Source organism: Vibrio coralliilyticus ATCC BAA-450, from assembly GCF_000176135.1.
GTDB lineage: Bacteria > Pseudomonadota > Gammaproteobacteria > Enterobacterales > Vibrionaceae > Vibrio > Vibrio coralliilyticus.
In genome coordinates, this window is sequence record NZ_ACZN01000017.1 from 735641 (window position 1) to 752022 (window position 16382).

12 protein-coding genes are annotated in these 16382 nt (G+C 48.0%); 2 read left to right on the forward strand and 10 right to left on the reverse strand.

Going from position 1 to position 16382, the window contains the following annotated elements; all coding sequences use genetic code 11:
• Positions 1–43 precede the first annotated feature (43 nt).
• The 6 genes from VIC_RS18490 to VIC_RS18515 all read right to left on the reverse strand — a co-directional run bounded on the left by VIC_RS18490 (position 44) and on the right by VIC_RS18515 (position 8429).
• On the reverse strand, positions 44–1828 hold the full coding sequence (locus tag VIC_RS18490; RefSeq protein WP_006961661.1) for an IucA/IucC family protein: 1785 nt from the start codon (positions 1826–1828) through the stop codon (positions 44–46).
• Positions 1828–2748: a GNAT family N-acetyltransferase gene (locus VIC_RS18495; protein ID WP_006961662.1), complete on the reverse strand. Its 921-nt coding sequence runs from the start codon at positions 2746–2748 to the stop codon at positions 1828–1830. The genes VIC_RS18490 and VIC_RS18495 overlap by 1 nt, the downstream gene beginning before the upstream one ends.
• A complete protein-coding gene (locus VIC_RS18500; protein ID WP_006961663.1) occupies positions 2741–4525 on the reverse strand; it encodes an IucA/IucC family protein in 1785 nt (594 codons plus the stop codon). The genes VIC_RS18495 and VIC_RS18500 overlap by 8 nt, the downstream gene beginning before the upstream one ends.
• Positions 4526–4742: 217 nt before the next feature.
• A complete protein-coding gene (fhuB, locus tag VIC_RS18505) occupies positions 4743–6740 on the reverse strand; it encodes a Fe(3+)-hydroxamate ABC transporter permease FhuB (RefSeq protein WP_006961664.1) in 1998 nt (665 codons plus the stop codon).
• Positions 6740–7636 (reverse strand): ABC transporter substrate-binding protein, encoded by an 897-nt coding sequence (locus VIC_RS18510; RefSeq protein WP_006961665.1) that lies wholly within the window; start codon positions 7634–7636, stop codon positions 6740–6742. The genes fhuB and VIC_RS18510 overlap by 1 nt, the downstream gene beginning before the upstream one ends.
• A gap of 25 nt (positions 7637–7661) precedes the next feature.
• A complete protein-coding gene (locus VIC_RS18515) occupies positions 7662–8429 on the reverse strand; it encodes an ABC transporter ATP-binding protein (RefSeq protein ID WP_006961666.1) in 768 nt (255 codons plus the stop codon).
• 152 nt (positions 8430–8581) lie between these two features.
• Between VIC_RS18515 and VIC_RS18520 the strand changes: the two genes are divergently transcribed.
• Positions 8582–9787: an MFS transporter gene (locus VIC_RS18520; RefSeq protein WP_006961667.1), complete on the forward strand. Its 1206-nt coding sequence runs from the start codon at positions 8582–8584 to the stop codon at positions 9785–9787.
• On the opposite strand, the gene VIC_RS18525 is transcribed toward VIC_RS18520, so the two are convergent.
• The gene (locus VIC_RS18525) at positions 9784–10515 is read right to left on the reverse strand and encodes a siderophore ferric iron reductase (RefSeq protein WP_006961668.1); all 732 of its coding nucleotides are present in this window, start codon (positions 10513–10515) and stop codon (positions 9784–9786) included. The genes VIC_RS18520 and VIC_RS18525 overlap by 4 nt on opposite strands.
• Positions 10516–10778: 263 nt before the next feature.
• On the opposite strand from VIC_RS18525, the gene VIC_RS18530 reads away from it, so the two are divergent.
• Positions 10779–11333 carry a type II secretion system protein gene (locus VIC_RS18530; RefSeq protein WP_006961669.1) on the forward strand — a complete coding sequence of 185 codons (555 nt, stop codon included), beginning with the start codon at positions 10779–10781 and terminating at the stop codon, positions 11331–11333.
• Between the two features lie 109 nt (positions 11334–11442).
• Here the strand turns inward: VIC_RS18530 and VIC_RS18535 are convergent, their stop codons facing one another.
• The 3 genes from VIC_RS18535 to VIC_RS18545 are packed head-to-tail and all read right to left on the reverse strand — an operon-like array spanning position 11443 to position 16378.
• Entirely contained in the window at positions 11443–12039 is a 597-nt protein-coding gene (locus tag VIC_RS18535) for a fructose PTS transporter subunit IIA (protein WP_006961670.1), read from the reverse strand.
• A 10-nt stretch (positions 12040–12049) separates the two neighbouring features.
• Positions 12050–13741: an alpha-amylase family glycosyl hydrolase gene (locus tag VIC_RS18540; RefSeq protein WP_006961671.1), complete on the reverse strand. Its 1692-nt coding sequence runs from the start codon at positions 13739–13741 to the stop codon at positions 12050–12052.
• A gap of 15 nt (positions 13742–13756) precedes the next feature.
• A complete protein-coding gene (locus VIC_RS18545) occupies positions 13757–16378 on the reverse strand; it encodes a glycoside hydrolase family 38 N-terminal domain-containing protein (protein WP_006961672.1) in 2622 nt (873 codons plus the stop codon).
• Positions 16379–16382: the final 4 nt, after the last annotated feature.

Consider the following 16382-nt stretch of genomic DNA (forward strand, 5'->3'; position numbering starts at 1 on the left):
TCCTTAGTTGTTATTAAACCAAGGCTTAAACAAGCATTAAGCCTTATTGCAGCTCTGTGGCTACTTCTTTATTTGCTGACAGATGGAGTGGGTTATCGAGCTGTTCGTCCATATCCGGCAGCATTCTTGAGGAGCTCGAATCCGTGTTGTGTCTGAACTTGGCGAGGTTAAGGCCAATTCGAAGTATTCTGGGCTTAAATAGATCAAAAGATCGGAAGCGCTCTTCCAGTTCTGGAAGCGCTCCTGCATAACTACGAATGCGGTTTCCAAGTATCTGGTAGAAGGTTTCCTCGCTGACACCGATTTGCTCCACCAGCGGAGAGATAAAGCGCAAGACCGTCACGAAATGTCCGGTTTGAAGATCATGAATGATTAGCTCTTCGGGTAATCGCACCGTGACTTCTTTTACTGAGTCAGACAATGAATCCTGTTCAGGGTAATGCTTGTCGACCAAGCGCATATCGCCTTGGAAGTCTTTAAGAAGGATTCGCTTTGGTAGGGAATCTTCCATTACCAAGGTGACGTTCTGACCATGTGCAATCAGAGAAACGCCATACTTGCACAGCAGATGGTAGTAAGGGATCACGACCGCATCGAACAGCTGGCTGAGCCATGACTCGATAGACACACCCGATGCGCGAATGTACTCGCTAATCAAAGATGCACCTTGGCAGTCCGTCTCCATCAAGGCTGCCATTAGTATCGCGCTTTCGCCTTGTTTGAGCTTAGAGATTGCCGACTCTCGCCAGATCACACCAAGCAGCTCATGATAACGATATGGCGCGTGTTGCAACTGCGCATAATCATGTTGAGCGGCAAATGCCGCTGCGGGCTCTTGCAATACTTCGGCTTGCTTTTCCAGCAATATTGGATCGCTTTGGAAAACAGAATGGATCCAGTCAGAAGCGCTAGGGCCTGCTAGAATATAACGCCCCGGAATACCGCGATAGCAGGAAGTATTCATCACCGTTAGCGGCAGTTTAATATCGAAATTCTGCGGACGGGTGGCATTACTCAGCGTACGTAAGGAAAGCTGAGGAAGAAACAGATCACCAAACTCACCCAGATAAATCAACTGCTTGCAGGCCTGTTCACGAGTAAATAGCAAAGCAAGTTTGTTGTGCCATTGCCAAGGGTGGACAGGCACAAAATGGTAATCAGCAACATCTTGATCCAATCCGGAAATCACCGATTGCATTTGGTCAATGTCAGCCTTGTTGACTGCGCTTTCCACCAGTTGGCCCCAATTGACTTCTTGATTGGTCGATACTTGAAGAATATCGTTGTGTACAGCGACCCAACCCAACTGAAAAGCTTGCTGAGATTCAGGTGCATAGCGCAGCAAGTCCTCACTCCCCCAGCCTCTTCTACCTTTGTTAAATGCAAATTTTGGGTGACCTTCGAAATAAGATTGCTGCTCTTCACACGACATTAGACTCAAATCTTTAGCCGTTATCGATGCCTTGCGCGCCATTAACTGACAATCACTCCACAAAGTTGCATTGAGGTCTTCAAGGTGCTCTGCCATGGCTTCATCTGGCATCTCAAGCAAAGCCTGAATGTCGCGCATAAACAGTGCTGCACTAAGCGGTTCTTGTTCACCATTTCGTGATGTGCGAGCCAGTGATTGCGGCTCAATCACGATTTGGCCCCAGATGTTTTCCTTTCCATCAAATTGATAGGTAGTGCCGTTATCAAGCTCAAGCACGAAACCTTGCTCTACACGGTGGATCGAAAACGCCTGCTCGTAACCAAATTCACTGATGAGCTTGGCAACCATTTTGAGGTTCGCAATGTGCCAATACTTGTGAAGTGCGGATTGTGTCATCACCATTGCTCCTCAAAGAATCGATCACGATTGAGCATTAACAACGCGGAACGTTTGTGAGGAAAATTGAATTCCATACATTTGTCATAGCCAAGCGGCAAAATGCGCTTGAATAGCCTCTGATTGTCGTGGCGAGGTTCAAGAACAATACGCTGAGTTCTGGCGTCATCAATAAAGAGATAGTGACTGATTGCTCTCATCCAGCAATCAAAATACTTAGGCCCACGAAAACTTTCTTCACCGACCAACAAGTGGATACCGCGGTCAAAACTTTCGACCGGATAATACGGGCTCAATCGATCTTCAGCGACCCAGTAAGCTTCGATGTAACCAAAAGGCTGGCCGTTGAACTCCGCTATCAAGGGGATAATATGCGGATCAGCTAGGCGCTGCTGAGCAAACTCAGCCAGTTTCTCTCGGCTCCATGCTTGCTCCCAAAATTCGGCCACACGCGGATCGTTCATCCAAATCGTAAAGTTATCGAGGTCTTTCTCCAACGTAAAAACACGAAAACTCACTGTTAATTCAGACTTAGCGTCATAACGCTGGTAAACCAAACCTTCCGGCATCGGTGGCCTCTGCGGGTGATGGCGATATCGGCTATCCGTCTGGACCTGAAGCAATGGATAGCGATCGGAAGGCTTGTGCTTTAGCCAGTTAAATTGGCTCTGATAGAATGCGGCGCGCTTTAACGTACAGTCAGTAAAGATAGGCAACTTCTGCTTAACTTTGTGCCAGACATTGATGTCCTGACATTCGATCTCAACAGCCAAAAGCTCAACATGCTGGCTAAACAAAGCATCCAGTTCATCCACCATCAAAGACAATAAATCAGCTTGGTTTAAGTCACTATCTTGTATAGCGATAGTGACTTTAGGCAGGCTATCAGGCTGATAAGTTACGGTGCGAAACTCATGCATGGCTGGTCTCCTTAACGCGAACTAACGGGTTAGGTAAATCGAAATAGATCACCGCAGGATCAGGAATAGAGTTTTCATTGAAGTTCTGCAGGTAGCAGAAGAAGTTGCCCTTACAACATAAGGACTGGCTTTCCAATACATAGCGCAAACACTGATCATCTCGAACCCCTGCGTCTAATAAACGACGGAGATGTTGATGCAGGATAGCCACGAGTTCCATCTCCTCAACTCCACATTGGGCGGCTAAGTTGCTGATGACGTTGTACGAGGAATTAATGATCAGATAGTAGGCGAAATAGCGTCTTACCTTGTCCTGATCCCAATAATTCTCAACATCTCGCTTGGCTTCTTTTAGCTGCTCACCAAAAAGTTCAAAAGCAAGATCGGTATAGCCTGTTCCTTGGCAGTCTCGGTAGTACATTCCGATTGGAAAACCATTCTCCAACTGCATGACTATGTTCTGCTGATGGGCGAGAAACACTACACCAAAGTTAGCTTGCAGATGAAACAGAGGCACCACTGTGTGTCGGCAGTAAGCGTCAAACCAATTTGTTGCCGCATGTTTCACATCAATGTTTTGTGTGCGGGCATATTCACTAACGCGGTTCGCCAAGAGATTTGCCCCACCATACGGGTTTTGTTGGGTCAAGGTTGCCAGTACGACGGCTTCTTGATCGGGCTGGGTGGCTAATGGGTTATCACGCAATGCGACAAGGCTTTCATCAATCACTTCACCGTTTTGATCCACTAAGCCAAGGAATGCAGGCTCCTGCATTAATTGGAAACCCGCCCCATCGCCAAGTGTTTCCTGCAGTGACGAGTGCTGGAAAAGATCATTCAATCGCGTACCACGTACGACTTCTTTGAGTGACAAATTGCGAATGGAGTTAGTCAGCTTCACGCTGAGAGAAAACTTCAGCATGTATGGTAACGACGGGGAATACAGCGAACGTGTCGACGATGTTGGATACCACTGTGCGCCCAACTGACCTAGCTGACGAATTTTGCCCTGCTGCGAATATTTCTGAATGCTTGGCAGCTCTTGCATCACTTGCCACTGCCAAGGGTGAGCAGGCAACAGCGTCTCGCCATCATTCAGTCGACCTTCAAGCCCATGGCACAAAGCTCCATCTTGTGAGACTAACGCCTGCAATCGCTGCGATAACGTAGAATCAGCAGAGCTATCGCCAATCAGCACATCTTCGCTAACCGCCAACCAAACTAAAGCAAAATGACCACCAAACTCTGGAGAGAACTGCTTCGCGTCTTCAAAACTAAATTGTTCACGACTCTTTGGTGCTGGGTGGAACGAGTGGCCAACCAAAAGACTCTGCTCTGCTTGAGTAAAGTCCAGCCGCTGTTCAAACAATTTAGATCCATTCGGATGATTCTGCGCAGCCAGATACGTATTGTGGTAGCTCTCAGTCACACGCTGGGTGAATATCGCTTTCTGCTCTTTGCTGAGCAGCCCAACTAAGGCAGGCTCATCAAGCACTAACGCGAGCAACTGAGAAAACCTAATAGGTTGAGAAACATCGGTTGCCTGGTCATTCAACATGGCTGGAAAGAGGTATTCGTGACCTCCAAGTGAAGAAAAGTGACTGAGCTTAATTGAAATACTTCGTTCACCGGACAAGGGAATGTTGTACAAGGTAACAGAGGAGTTATGCTCAAACTGAATAAGCTCACTTTCGCGCGCAAGGGCATTAAGAAAGCATGCAGCGGGAACATCATTAACTGCTTCGAAAGGGGGGATCTGATCGTTTAAACGATTCATTAGATATCTCGATTTCCATATAACTGACATCGAGAACGATAAGAATTCTTATTTTCGTTAACAAATAAAATTAACTAAATAATTAAAATAGCCACCTCATTAATATAAAAATATCAAAAAAATCTGTGCCGTATACTCATTACAAAGTTGGCACAGCTTTAGTCCAGTAAGGCTTAGCGAGTGGTTTGAACAAACTAAACCACTCGCACCAACAGCATTACTTTCTCATCAGATATAGGAAGTAGGCTCCGCCTAAAATCGAGGCTAGTAAGCCTGCGGGGAATTGCCATGGGAACCACAGCGTTCGACCGATCCAGTCCGCCATCACCATCACCACTGCACCGATAAGCGCAGCGGTAATTAGTTGATTCTTGGCTTGATATTGATTGAGTGATCTCGCCATATGCGGCGCCAACAAGCCAATAAAACTTAGCGGGCCAATAACAATCGTACATAGCGTAGTAATGGCCGCAACTAAGATCAGCAACAGCAAGCGAACCTTGCGACAATCAATACCAATGCTGCTGGCGGTAATTTCGCCAAGGCCAATCAGTTCAATCCAGCGATGAGCCAGTAATGCCGCTCCGCCAAGTACAGTCACACCCACGAGCAACAGGCCAATATCGTAACTTGAAACCAAATAAGTAGAACCGGAAAGCCAGGTAAGTAGCGCGCGGACATTGTCCTGCCCTGACGTCATTGCGATGCGCAAAAAAGCATCCAAGCCAGCACTAAGTGCAATACCAGTCAGCAAAGTCTGAGTAGGTGCAAAATTGTGTTTACGACCGAACAACCACACCAGCCCAGTCACCAGCAATGCGCCGCTTGTACCAAGTAGCATTTGCTCATGGCGCTCAACCGCAAAACCCAGCATAGCTCCGAGAACGAGTGCCAAGGCTGCGCCTGAACTGATACCGAGAATTTCAGGGCTCGCCATTGGGTTGTTTGATACGCGCTGAATGATGGTTCCCGCAAACGCCAAACCAATACCTGCAAGTAAGGCAACAAACACGCGTGGCAGGCGGAGTTCAAGCACCGCCATCGAATCAGCAATCGACCAGCCCGTCTGATTCTTACCGACAAGTATCCCTACCACAACTGCGACAACAAGCACAATCACCAAACCGGATACGACTTTGAGTAAGCTGCGATGGCGATACTGCTCAACCACCTCATCACGGGCTTTGAGGTCCGATTGTAAGGATTTACGTTGCAATAGCCAAAGCAGGAAAGGCGCACCCAGTAACGCGGTCATCGCGCCGGTTGGCAGTAGCTCACCACCCACTCCGGAGAAAGGCTGAATACTCAAGTCTGCGAGTAGCAACATGGTCGCGCCGACTAAACCACTGATAAGAATCTGCCAGTGCAGCGCTCTCGCGCCTAACATTCTTGCCAGTGCTGGAGCGACGATACCGACAAAACCAATCAAACCGACTTCACTGACAACCGCCGCGGTCACAAAGATTGCCAGAGTCAGGCACGCCACTTTGATTTGTTTGACGTTCACACCCAGTGATGAAGCAACCCCATCGCCAAACTGCAATGCTGATAATGGTCGTTGCAAGACAAGCAACAACAGGGTTGGGATAATCACTAAAGGCAATAAAGTCGTGACACTCGACCAATCATTCTGATTCAAGGTGCCCGCACCCCAAACAAATACGCTGGTTAGCTGCTGCTCGTGTAACAGCAATAGCATGGTGTTGAGCGCACCAAAGAACAGGCTGACCACCATACCGGCCAACACCATATGAACTGGCGAAAAGCCTCGTTTAGCACTTAGAGCAAACACCAGAAAAGTCGCCAGACATCCACCAATAAAGGCCGGAATAAAACCAGCAACACTCATTCCAGCAGGTAGGAGAAGTATTCCCAATACCATGCCCAGTTCTGCGCCTGCCGCAACGCCTAACGTAGTGGGTGAGGCAATCGGGTTACGCAACACAAACTGCATCACACAACCTGCAATTGCCAGCGCAAAACCGCAAATGACGGCAATCGCCAAACGCGGCAGGTAAGTCAGGTGAGTGATCAGGTGTTGATAGTTTGCCGCATCATAGTGAAACACCGTATCCCACAACAGAGACCAGCCTTGTGAGTAAGGGGCGGTAATCTGTACTAGCCAAACAAGGGTTGCCAATAACAAAAACGCCACTAAAGGCGTTTTTAGATTTATCGCAGCACGACGTTCAGTCTGCGTTTGTGTCACGTTCATTATTTATCGCTGGTCAGTTGTTCTGTGATGTGGTCACTGAACCTTTGTGCAGCAATCAGGCCGCCGAAAGTCCAGATAGCCGGTAGCTCATACACGGAATCGGTACGAGTGAATTCCATCGCCTGCCACAGCGGCGATTGGGTCAATTGCTTACGCTCATTGTCTTTTAAAGGACCAAAGATCATTAGGTTTGTTTTCTGATGCTCAGCTAACTTCTCAGTCCCAGCGGTGGTGAAGCCCCACATATTGGTTGTTTCGCGCCAATCGTTCTTCAGACCCATCTTCGTAATCGTCGACTGTGCAAGCGAGCCATCACTATGAATTCGTAGCGTTTTATCGTTAATAAAGCGGATGAACATCAAAGGTTTCAGATCCGCATTTGCCGCTTTTATCTTGTCACCATTGGTTTTAAGACGAGCCGTGGTTTGCTCAATTACCTTTTGTGCTTGCTGCTCTTTGTTGAAAAGCTTGCCAAGAGAACGGGTGATGCTCTCTGCCGATGCAAGCGGTGTTTTTGCATCGCTGTAGACGGTATAAACCAGAACTGGTGCAATCTGCTCTAGCTGCTTGTAGGCAGGGGCAATGTGCTCACTAATCAGGATCACATCAGGTTTAAGGTCAGCAATCAGCTCCAGATTTGGCTCGCGGCGAGAGCCAACATCAATGACATTTTTATTCAGCTCAGGTTGTGCCACCCATGTATTGTACCCTGCCACATCGGCAATACCTCGCGGCATAACACCAAGGCTTAATACGGTTTCAGTTAATGCCCAATCAAGCGCGACAACCTTCTTTGGTGCCTGATCAAAAGAGGCAACCCCGAGCTCGTGTTTGATTTCGAATGCATTCGCGGCAAAGGCTAGAAAAGAGGTCAAAAGTATGATGATTCGTTTCACAAGCGGATTCCTCAACGATCAAAAATTATGGGATGTAACTGATAGGGTGGCCGGTATCCGGATGCGGGAACAAAGCCAGCTCCATACCGTAGATCTTCATGAGAGTGTCAGGTGTCATCAATTCTTGTGGCGTGCCCTTGGCGATAACCTGACCAGAATGCAAAGCCACCAGCTCATCACTGAACTTGGCCGCCATGTTCACGTCGTGCAGCACCATGATAACCGTCAGCCCTAAGCTCTGATTCAGCTCTCGAATCAGCGCCAACAACTCATATTGATGCGCCACATCCAGCGCTGAGGTCGGTTCATCCAGCAAGATGCACTGACTTTGCTGGGCAAGTAGCATCGCCACCCACGCACGCTGCCTTTCACCACCAGACAAGGTAGCAACAAATCGGTCACTGAACTGGGTCAACCCGACCTTTTCAATCGCTTCGTCCACTAACGCGTAATCTTCTTTACTGTAGCGGCCAAAGGCGCCTTTCCACGGATAACGTCCGAAGCACACCAACTCTCGCACAGTCACACCATCCGTCATTGGTGGATGCTGAGGCAAATAAGCAACATTAAGGGCAAAGTCTTGGCTGGTGTAAGAAGACACGGCCTTGTCATTGAAAAGTACTTGACCACTGGCTGGTTGATTCTGTCGACTGAGTAATTTAATTAACGTCGACTTACCGCAACCATTGTGACCAAGCAAGGTCGTCACCGCGCCCTTTTTAAAGGTCAGACTTGTCGGATGTAAGATGGTTTTATCTTCGATTGCAAACGAAGCATCCAGTAATTGAAACATGAAAATGAAGAGTTGTTTTATTTGGCACCAGCGGTTAACTTTATCACACCGCAAGGTTAATGATAATTATTTTCATAATCATTAAATATCACGTTATTTCGATGCATTTTCATCACCAAGATCAATAAGAAACCGACAAACGATGCTTTCTCATGTCAGTTGTAAAAAATACACGTATCCAACTCAGTGTGATTGGTTTAATCGCCGCCTTGATGGGAATTGGCCAAAATGGGCTTTTGGTGTCATTACCCTTCCTGGTTGAGCACTCCGCTTTTGCCTTACCAACGTGGTCAATCTTAATTGCCGTCGGGAGCTTTCTGTTTCTCCCCGCCGCCCCTTACTGGGGGCGCCACAGCGATCAATTTGGCCCCAAACGAGTCGTCATTCAAGCACTGCTGGGAATGGCTGTGAGCTTCTTGCTATTGCTGGTGTTTGCAGTACTCAGCGCTCAAGGTCAGCAATGGATCGGGTGGTGCCTAGCGGGGCTTGTGCTTGCTCGAATTATCTACGGTTGCACCGTCGCCGGCATGGTTCCCGCCAGCCAGCATTGGGCGATTCTCCTTTGTGGTGAGCAAAACCGGATTCAGGCCATTACTTCCGTGAGTATTGGTCTCAGTACGGGGCGTCTACTTGGGCCTTTGCTTTCTATTGTGCTATTGAAGTTCTCGCCTTTCGCACCATTAATGGTGATGGTGTTATTCCCTGTCTTAGCGTTAATGGGGGCTTACTGGCTCCCTTCCCCACAATTGGACAAGCCATTTTCAGGTGAAGAAAAATCTCGGCATTCTTGGATCCCTAACGCTCACCTGATGCCATTTCTGTTGTCTGGCTTACTACTGTGTGCGGTCATCGCTTTGTTGCAATACAGTTTCTCTCCACTGATTTTCAGCGTGACAGAATGGTCGACAGACCAGATCAGTAATGCGATCGGCATTCTTCTGACCATCAGTGCTGCCATGACTTTGAGTACTCAGGTACTGGTTATCAAAAAGAAAAAGTTGACGCCGACGGCAATGTATCAGTTAGGCGGGTTGGCAATGCTGACTGGGTTTGTTTTGTTCCTCATACCTAACATCTGGCTATTCGGCGTTGCAATGGCGATTGCAGCCAGTGGCGCTGCACTCTTGGTCCCTGCTTATACGGCGAAAGCCACGGAAACAGACAAAAGCTCACCTGGTGCGATTTCAGGGTATATTTCAATGTCACACACACTCGGATATGGGTTTGCTTCGCTATTGGCTTATAGTGCGACCATCAATCCAATTTACCCGATCTACATTTGTATCGGCTTTTCCGCAATCATTCTCACCATCGCGCTTAAACAACGTAGCGCTGGAGCGTTGGAAACACAGGGCTAGGCTTTATTATCCGGATGTCTCGGACAATCCTCGCAGAGTTTACGTCCGTGACATTTGTATACCAAGCAACAACTGGTACGCACCAGTTTCAGCTCTCCACTTTGTTCATCCACGGTCAGTGTTTTAGCCAATTTAGCGGGCAGCCCACACGCATCCAACCAAAGTGAAGCCTGCTCAAGCAGATAGTCATTCGGAATATGCGGGGCAAACTTGCTCAGCTTGACCAAACAACCCAGCACGCCATCAGCGAACAAGTGGTTGGTAAAGCCCGGACGAATCCGCGTCCACTGGCTCATCTCTTCACGGAAAAAAGCAAACAAGGCCTGCAGTTGAACGCCTGCTTTTGCTACTAACTCCGCCTCTGTGCCATGAACATGCTCTGTCGACTCGAATTGAAAGCCCGCCACAAACTCCGACTGCACTTTTTGCCCAATACGAGTGAGATCGGGCAAGCCATGCAACGCATAAATCGAGATGAACGAAAGATAGACAGGCTGCCAACAAATCAGATCCCACGTTCGCGTTAACCAATAGGCAGAACCGGCTTCCGGATGAGCCGCCTTAAGGCGTTCGTACAACTCTTGGATATTTTCACTGCACGGATGATCGACGTGGAGAATGTCTTGCTGAGGCGCATCTTCGGGGATCGGTGAAACCGTTCCAGCCAGATAAGGCGTGACCTGTTGAGAGTATTCGAAGAGGTGGTCGAAGAAAGCGTCTGAGCTCATAACGGTGATATTTATACAATCAAAATCAGCTTGTTAGGATAGTGATAACATAAGGTTAATGCAATTGATTATTATTAACTAAAGTACCAAATGCCAAGGTTCGAGTAGCTTTTTCTACCTTCATTTATTAACCTTAGCTATATGAATGGCAATTTATCCGTAGTTGTAGTTATTTGTTTTGTCTCCATAATTACCCCTGTTGGATAGTTCTGGTACGTGATTAAAGCCAACACGTACATAGATGATAGGCGTATTGCAGTTTGATGAGAAAATCAGGTTTTACATTAATCGAGTTGGTTACCGTCGTGGTGATCCTAGGTATTCTGGCCGTCGTAGCTGCGCCTCAATTTCTCAACCTTCAAAAATCGGCTCGTGAAGCAACGTTAGAAGGCATTGCAAACGCAATGGAAGGCGTGATAAGTCAAGTGAGCGCTAAAGCCTACGTTAACGGATTAACGCCAAGCACCTCTAACCCGGGAAATCAGCAGAACTATATCTTGGATTTCGGTATCGGAACTGTCGAAGTCGATTGGGGGGCTCTATGCCCAGAAAGTGAGGGCGAGTCGGGAGATGCATTGACCATGCTCGATTTTATGACGCTGGGTACAACCGATGATCTCACAACCGCCATCGGCAATCGACATACTGTAATTGGCTTTGAACACTCTTTTTCTGATACTGAACTTAACAGTAGCAACATTACCACGCTGCCGCAGGGTTGCTATGTAATCTATGACTCCTTCGGTGGAAGGTCATCAGGTACCTGCCCTGCAGAAGGCTGTGTCTGTACCGTACGGGTTGAAAATACCAACTGCTAAGTCAAAGTTCTCTCTCCCTTCTTATAACGTCCGTTTTGCTTACTTTCAGCACAAAAAAGCCCGGTCATGCCGGGCAAAACAGAGAGAAAAATCCCTAAGACTTATCGTCTTAAAGCAATAAGAACAAGAAGGCAGAAATCAGAACACCCGCCCCCAAGACAAGTGGATACGCATGACGACTGATATCCCTTGCCATTTCGGGTTGCTCTTCTTCTACTTCCGGTTCAGGGGCTGCTTCTGTTGACGCTTCTTCTTCAGCGCCAAACAGCTGCATGACTTCTTTACTCGATTTCGCTGCCACCAGCTGGTCACGGAAATCGTCATCTACCAAAGAGGAAGTGAGCGTAGTCAGCACTTCCATATGTGTTGAGCCAGCTTCCGCCGGCGGAATGGCGAGCAAAAAGATCATGGTCACAGGCTCATCACCATCCAGACCTTTCCACATCATTTCATCTTTAACGAATGCGCAGGCAAATACGGGCTCTGTGACCGCAGCAGATTTACCATGCGGCACAGCGAGGTATTCACCTAGTGCCGTCGGGCCCTCGTCTTCACGCTTTAATACAGCTTCTAGAAACTGACTCTTATCCGTCAGTTTTCCTTCTTGCTCGATTTTGTCTGTCAGAGCATGAATAGCAGCGATTCGATCATCAAACGCCGCATCAAGCATGATCAGATTTTCAGAGGTGAGGTTCGCAAGTTTCATAGTGTGGCTCCTATTGCTCTGTCAGCCAGACAAATTGATACGGATTAAGAGTAAACTGGTTATCAAAGCTCTGATCGCTGACCAGATCCTTACCACCAGTGTTCAGCGTGACGGATTGCGCCTGCTGAGACAAGTTGACGACGAAGCGAATCGCCTTTTCACCTTCGCCACGCTGTAAGCCAAACAGGCCATCACCCAGCTCCAATACCTGCTGAGATGAACTTGGTGAGAAAGCAGATTGCTGCTGGCGTACGTTTAGCAAGCGTACCATTTCACTGTAGACGTTATTGCGCAGTGAACCTTGCTCAGCCAACTCGGCTTCGAGCGATTCGACCGAGAACTTTTTGCGGTTGATACGACGATTGATGCCAGACTCTTCCATTCCGGCCACATCGTTCTCACTGCCAAGGAAGCTGTGGTAGTAGACCGCAGGCACACCAATGAAAGAGAGCAAAATTGACTGCGCTGCGAGAAACTTCGCCGCTTTCGTCTGTGTGTCATCTTCAGGCTCAGTAATGGCACTCAAATAGTTAATGTTGAGCTCGTACGGGGACTGGGTACCATCGCCATTGTTCTTGTAGTTGACTCGGCCACCCTTGCGCTCAACCTGCTGACACATCATGTGGCGATCGTCGTCGCTAAGAATACCTTCCGTCGGACGTACACCAATACCATCATGGCTGGCAAGGAAGTTAAAGTAAGTGGTTTTACTCCCCGCTTGCAACGATGCCATGGCTTCGTTCGTTAGTCCCTTCGCCCATTCGGTCAGCACACTGCTGTCCTGACTAAGGAACGCATGCAGCGTTAATGGTGGCAGTGGGAACTGGTACACCATATGCGCTTCATCGCCCTGACCAAAGTAAGAGATATTCTCTTTATGCGGCACATTGGTTTCTGTAATCAGCAAAGAGCCCGGCATGACGTCATCGAGAACAATGCGCCATAGCTTGATGATTTCATGGGCTTCCTCAAGGTGAATACAGGTTGTGTTAAGCACTTTCCAGATAAAGCCGATGGCATCAAGACGAATAGAACGGCCACCGTTCGCTGCGTACATCAGCAAAATATCGATGCTTTCCAACAGCACTTTCGGGCTTTTAAAGTTAATGTCGATCTGATCGTCTGAGAACGTTGTCCAGACATGTGTCGTCTCACCCGAGGCCTTGGTAAACGGCGTCAGGAGCGGTAGTGCGCGGGGACGCGTAACGCTCGAATAATCAAGGCTCGGGTCAGACTCTACAAAATAATCCTGATAAGCCGCATCGCCCGCGAGATAGCGCTGGAACCAGTCGCTGCTCTTAGAGATGTGGTTAATCACGCAGTCGTACATCAGGTCAAAATGTTCCGCCAGCTCATTCAGCTCTTTCCAGTCACCCAAGTTCGGGTCAACCTTGCGGTAATCCACTACGCTGAAGCCGTCATCCGAAGTGTATGGGAACATAGGTAGAATATGGATATTGCTGATCGCGCCACGCAAGTACTTATCGGCAAAGTACTTCATGGTATTCAGCGTCGGCTCTCCCTCGCGGCGAATACTGTCGCCGTATGTGATGAGGTACGCCGTCGATTCGTCGACCCAGCTCTGATAAGACGGCGCATGACCACGCCACTTATCAACCAGTGCTAAAATGTCCTGTGTCAGTGATGGTGCTAGCTCTTCACCGTACAGCTTGGCAACTTTATTAAAAATCTTCTCTTTCATTGTGATTCCAACCTGTTAAATCTTGAAACTAACGCGCAGGTCAATGGCATTGTTTGGTTTGACTGTCCAATTCTGCTCGACACTCTGCTCTCGGTGATTGACACGCTCAACATCAGCGAAATGAGCGAACGCGGTGACATCGAGTTGCTGTTCACTGTCCGTCGCATTAAATAGGCGCACAATGACCGCATTGTCTTGATAGAATGAATGGCCAACGCTGGATAAAACCAACGGCTGATTCAGTTCAAACAGGCTGAATTTTTTCTCAGCTTCGCGGCTATCAAATCTAACCTGAAAACGTTCGAGACGATTCTCAAAGCTATTGAGCGACTGTTTCTGGTAGCTGAATGGGCTATCAAGATATTCACTTTCCAGCTCTCGGATTGTCTGATGCTCAGCGTTGTCCGCCAACGCAATAGCAAAGCTGAACTGCATGGATTTTTGCAACTGAGCATCCGGCGTGTACACCACGGTGTTGTTGATGCCAGAGGCGCGGCCAGGTCGCCATAACAGGTCATCTTTACCAAGCTTGCCCGTTGCCTTGAACAAAGTCAGAGCAATCAAGTCACTGGTATCACCTTTCAGGATCTGGAACTCTTTCAAACCACGACCGTTAACAATCAAAGCTCGATCCTCTGCCGCTACCGCAATCGCGCCATCGGTGGTTTCAATGTCTACCGGACATTCGCGGAAGCTGTCACGCCAGCCATCAACATTTGGTGCCACTGGACGAGTCATCAACGCAAATGGCTGAGTGCTGATGGATGTATCGGTCTGAACATCTGAATTAATCAAAACGCGCACACGGTGATCATCAACCTGATTAAGCGTATCGATCTCTACTTCCAGCGATTGTTTACCTTGAGTAAGCGTCAAGCGAACGATAAATTCCGCTAGAACAGATTTTTCACCGTTCTGGCGAGCTTCTAGGTTTTCCGGAAGCTCAAGACTTGCTTTCAGGATCATCGACTGCTGGCTTTCACCCACATGAGATTCAACCCAGCTGAGTTCACTAGTGTACAGTGGCGTATCGCCTTCCAGCGGTGAGAAGTCATAAGAATCGCCGTCATCGGCCTGCTCTTCAAAGCGGATAAGCTGCTCAATAATACGCTCTGAACGTTTATCTTTAAGCTTAAGCTGACCATCTTCCAACCAAAGCGCTAGTTGGCTGTTTTCAATCTGAGTTGCAACAGATACCTGCACTTGGGTATCGCAATCTGTTTCCACTACCTGAAATACCTGATAACCCATTGCTGGCAGATCTGCCACATCAACATTGAGCTCAAATCGGTAGTAAGGAGGAACAGGCACTTCTTTTTCGCCATCCTTAGTCACTTCGATGACCTTACCGCCATCTAGTGTTTCACGAGTGACCACTTCACTGCTAAGGATTTTCTCGCCATCTCTTAGCGCGATGGATTCGTGCTTGGAAAACGCAACAACACGGGTAATGCCGCTAAACGGCGTTGTCTGACCGTTGAAGATCATCACTTCCGAATCATCACAGGCATTAGTGGCAATTTCTTTGACCACCAAGTTGTATAAACCATGACAGATTTCTTCCGCCTGCTTAAGACGATGCATGATATCAGCGTTGGTCGCATCGCTATTACAACCACCCATGCTGTCGTGCGCATGGCACTCAAGGATCTTCTTCCATGCCAAGTCCACAAGCTCTGTGTGTACCGTTATGCCCTGTGCTTTGGCAATCGCAATCACCACTTCCAGCTTCTTGAGCAAGAACTGTTCGATCTCAAAGTTAAGCTTTTTGATGTCGTAACGCACAGAACCAATGGTCTTGTGAATACGTGTGTAGCGTGGTGTTTTGAACTCACCATAGTAAGTCTCAAACCCTTCACTATTTCGGCGTAGGAAATCGACAAAGCTTTCCATCGAAGAAATAGAATACACATCGCCAGATGGAGAACGCTCAGACGCAGCCGCTAACGTGGCTGGCAAATTCGGGTCGATATTGACTTGGTCGCCACCCGATGGAATCAATACTTCATCAAGGCCTGACAACGACTTGATCTTCTCAATCATTGGGAAGATTTTCTTATCCAGATGCTCAGCATCCGGCACGATGTTCTTCGCTGCACCGTAACCATGAACTAGGTTGTAAGCGTATATCTTATCGCCACCGTGAGATTGCCACATGAAATGGGATTTGCTGACATGTTGGTCATAATCAATACCGCGCCAGAAGACGATGTTGTCGATACCCATACCGCGGAATAGCGTTGGCATTTGCGCGTTATGACCAAATGTGTCAGGCAGGTAGCCGACTTTCATGCTGTGGCCCAACTCTTCTGCGATGTGCATGCCGTATTTCAGGTTACGGATGATGGACTCACCCGCTACGTTGTAGGTATCGGTCTGGGTGTACCAAGGGCCAATGAATAGCTTTTTGTCTGCCACCAGCTGTGCCATACGCTCACGCATATGCGGCAGAACCTTCAGATAATCTTCTACAATCGCAGACTGACCATCAAGGTGATAGCAGCTGTAATCTGCCTGACTTTCCAAAGTTTCAATCACTTTGGTGAAGTTGTAAGTCGCTAAAACGTCACTGTCTTGCTGAGTAAAATACCACTCACGATCCCAGTGAGTATGTGGAATGACATGTACTTTAGTCATGGGA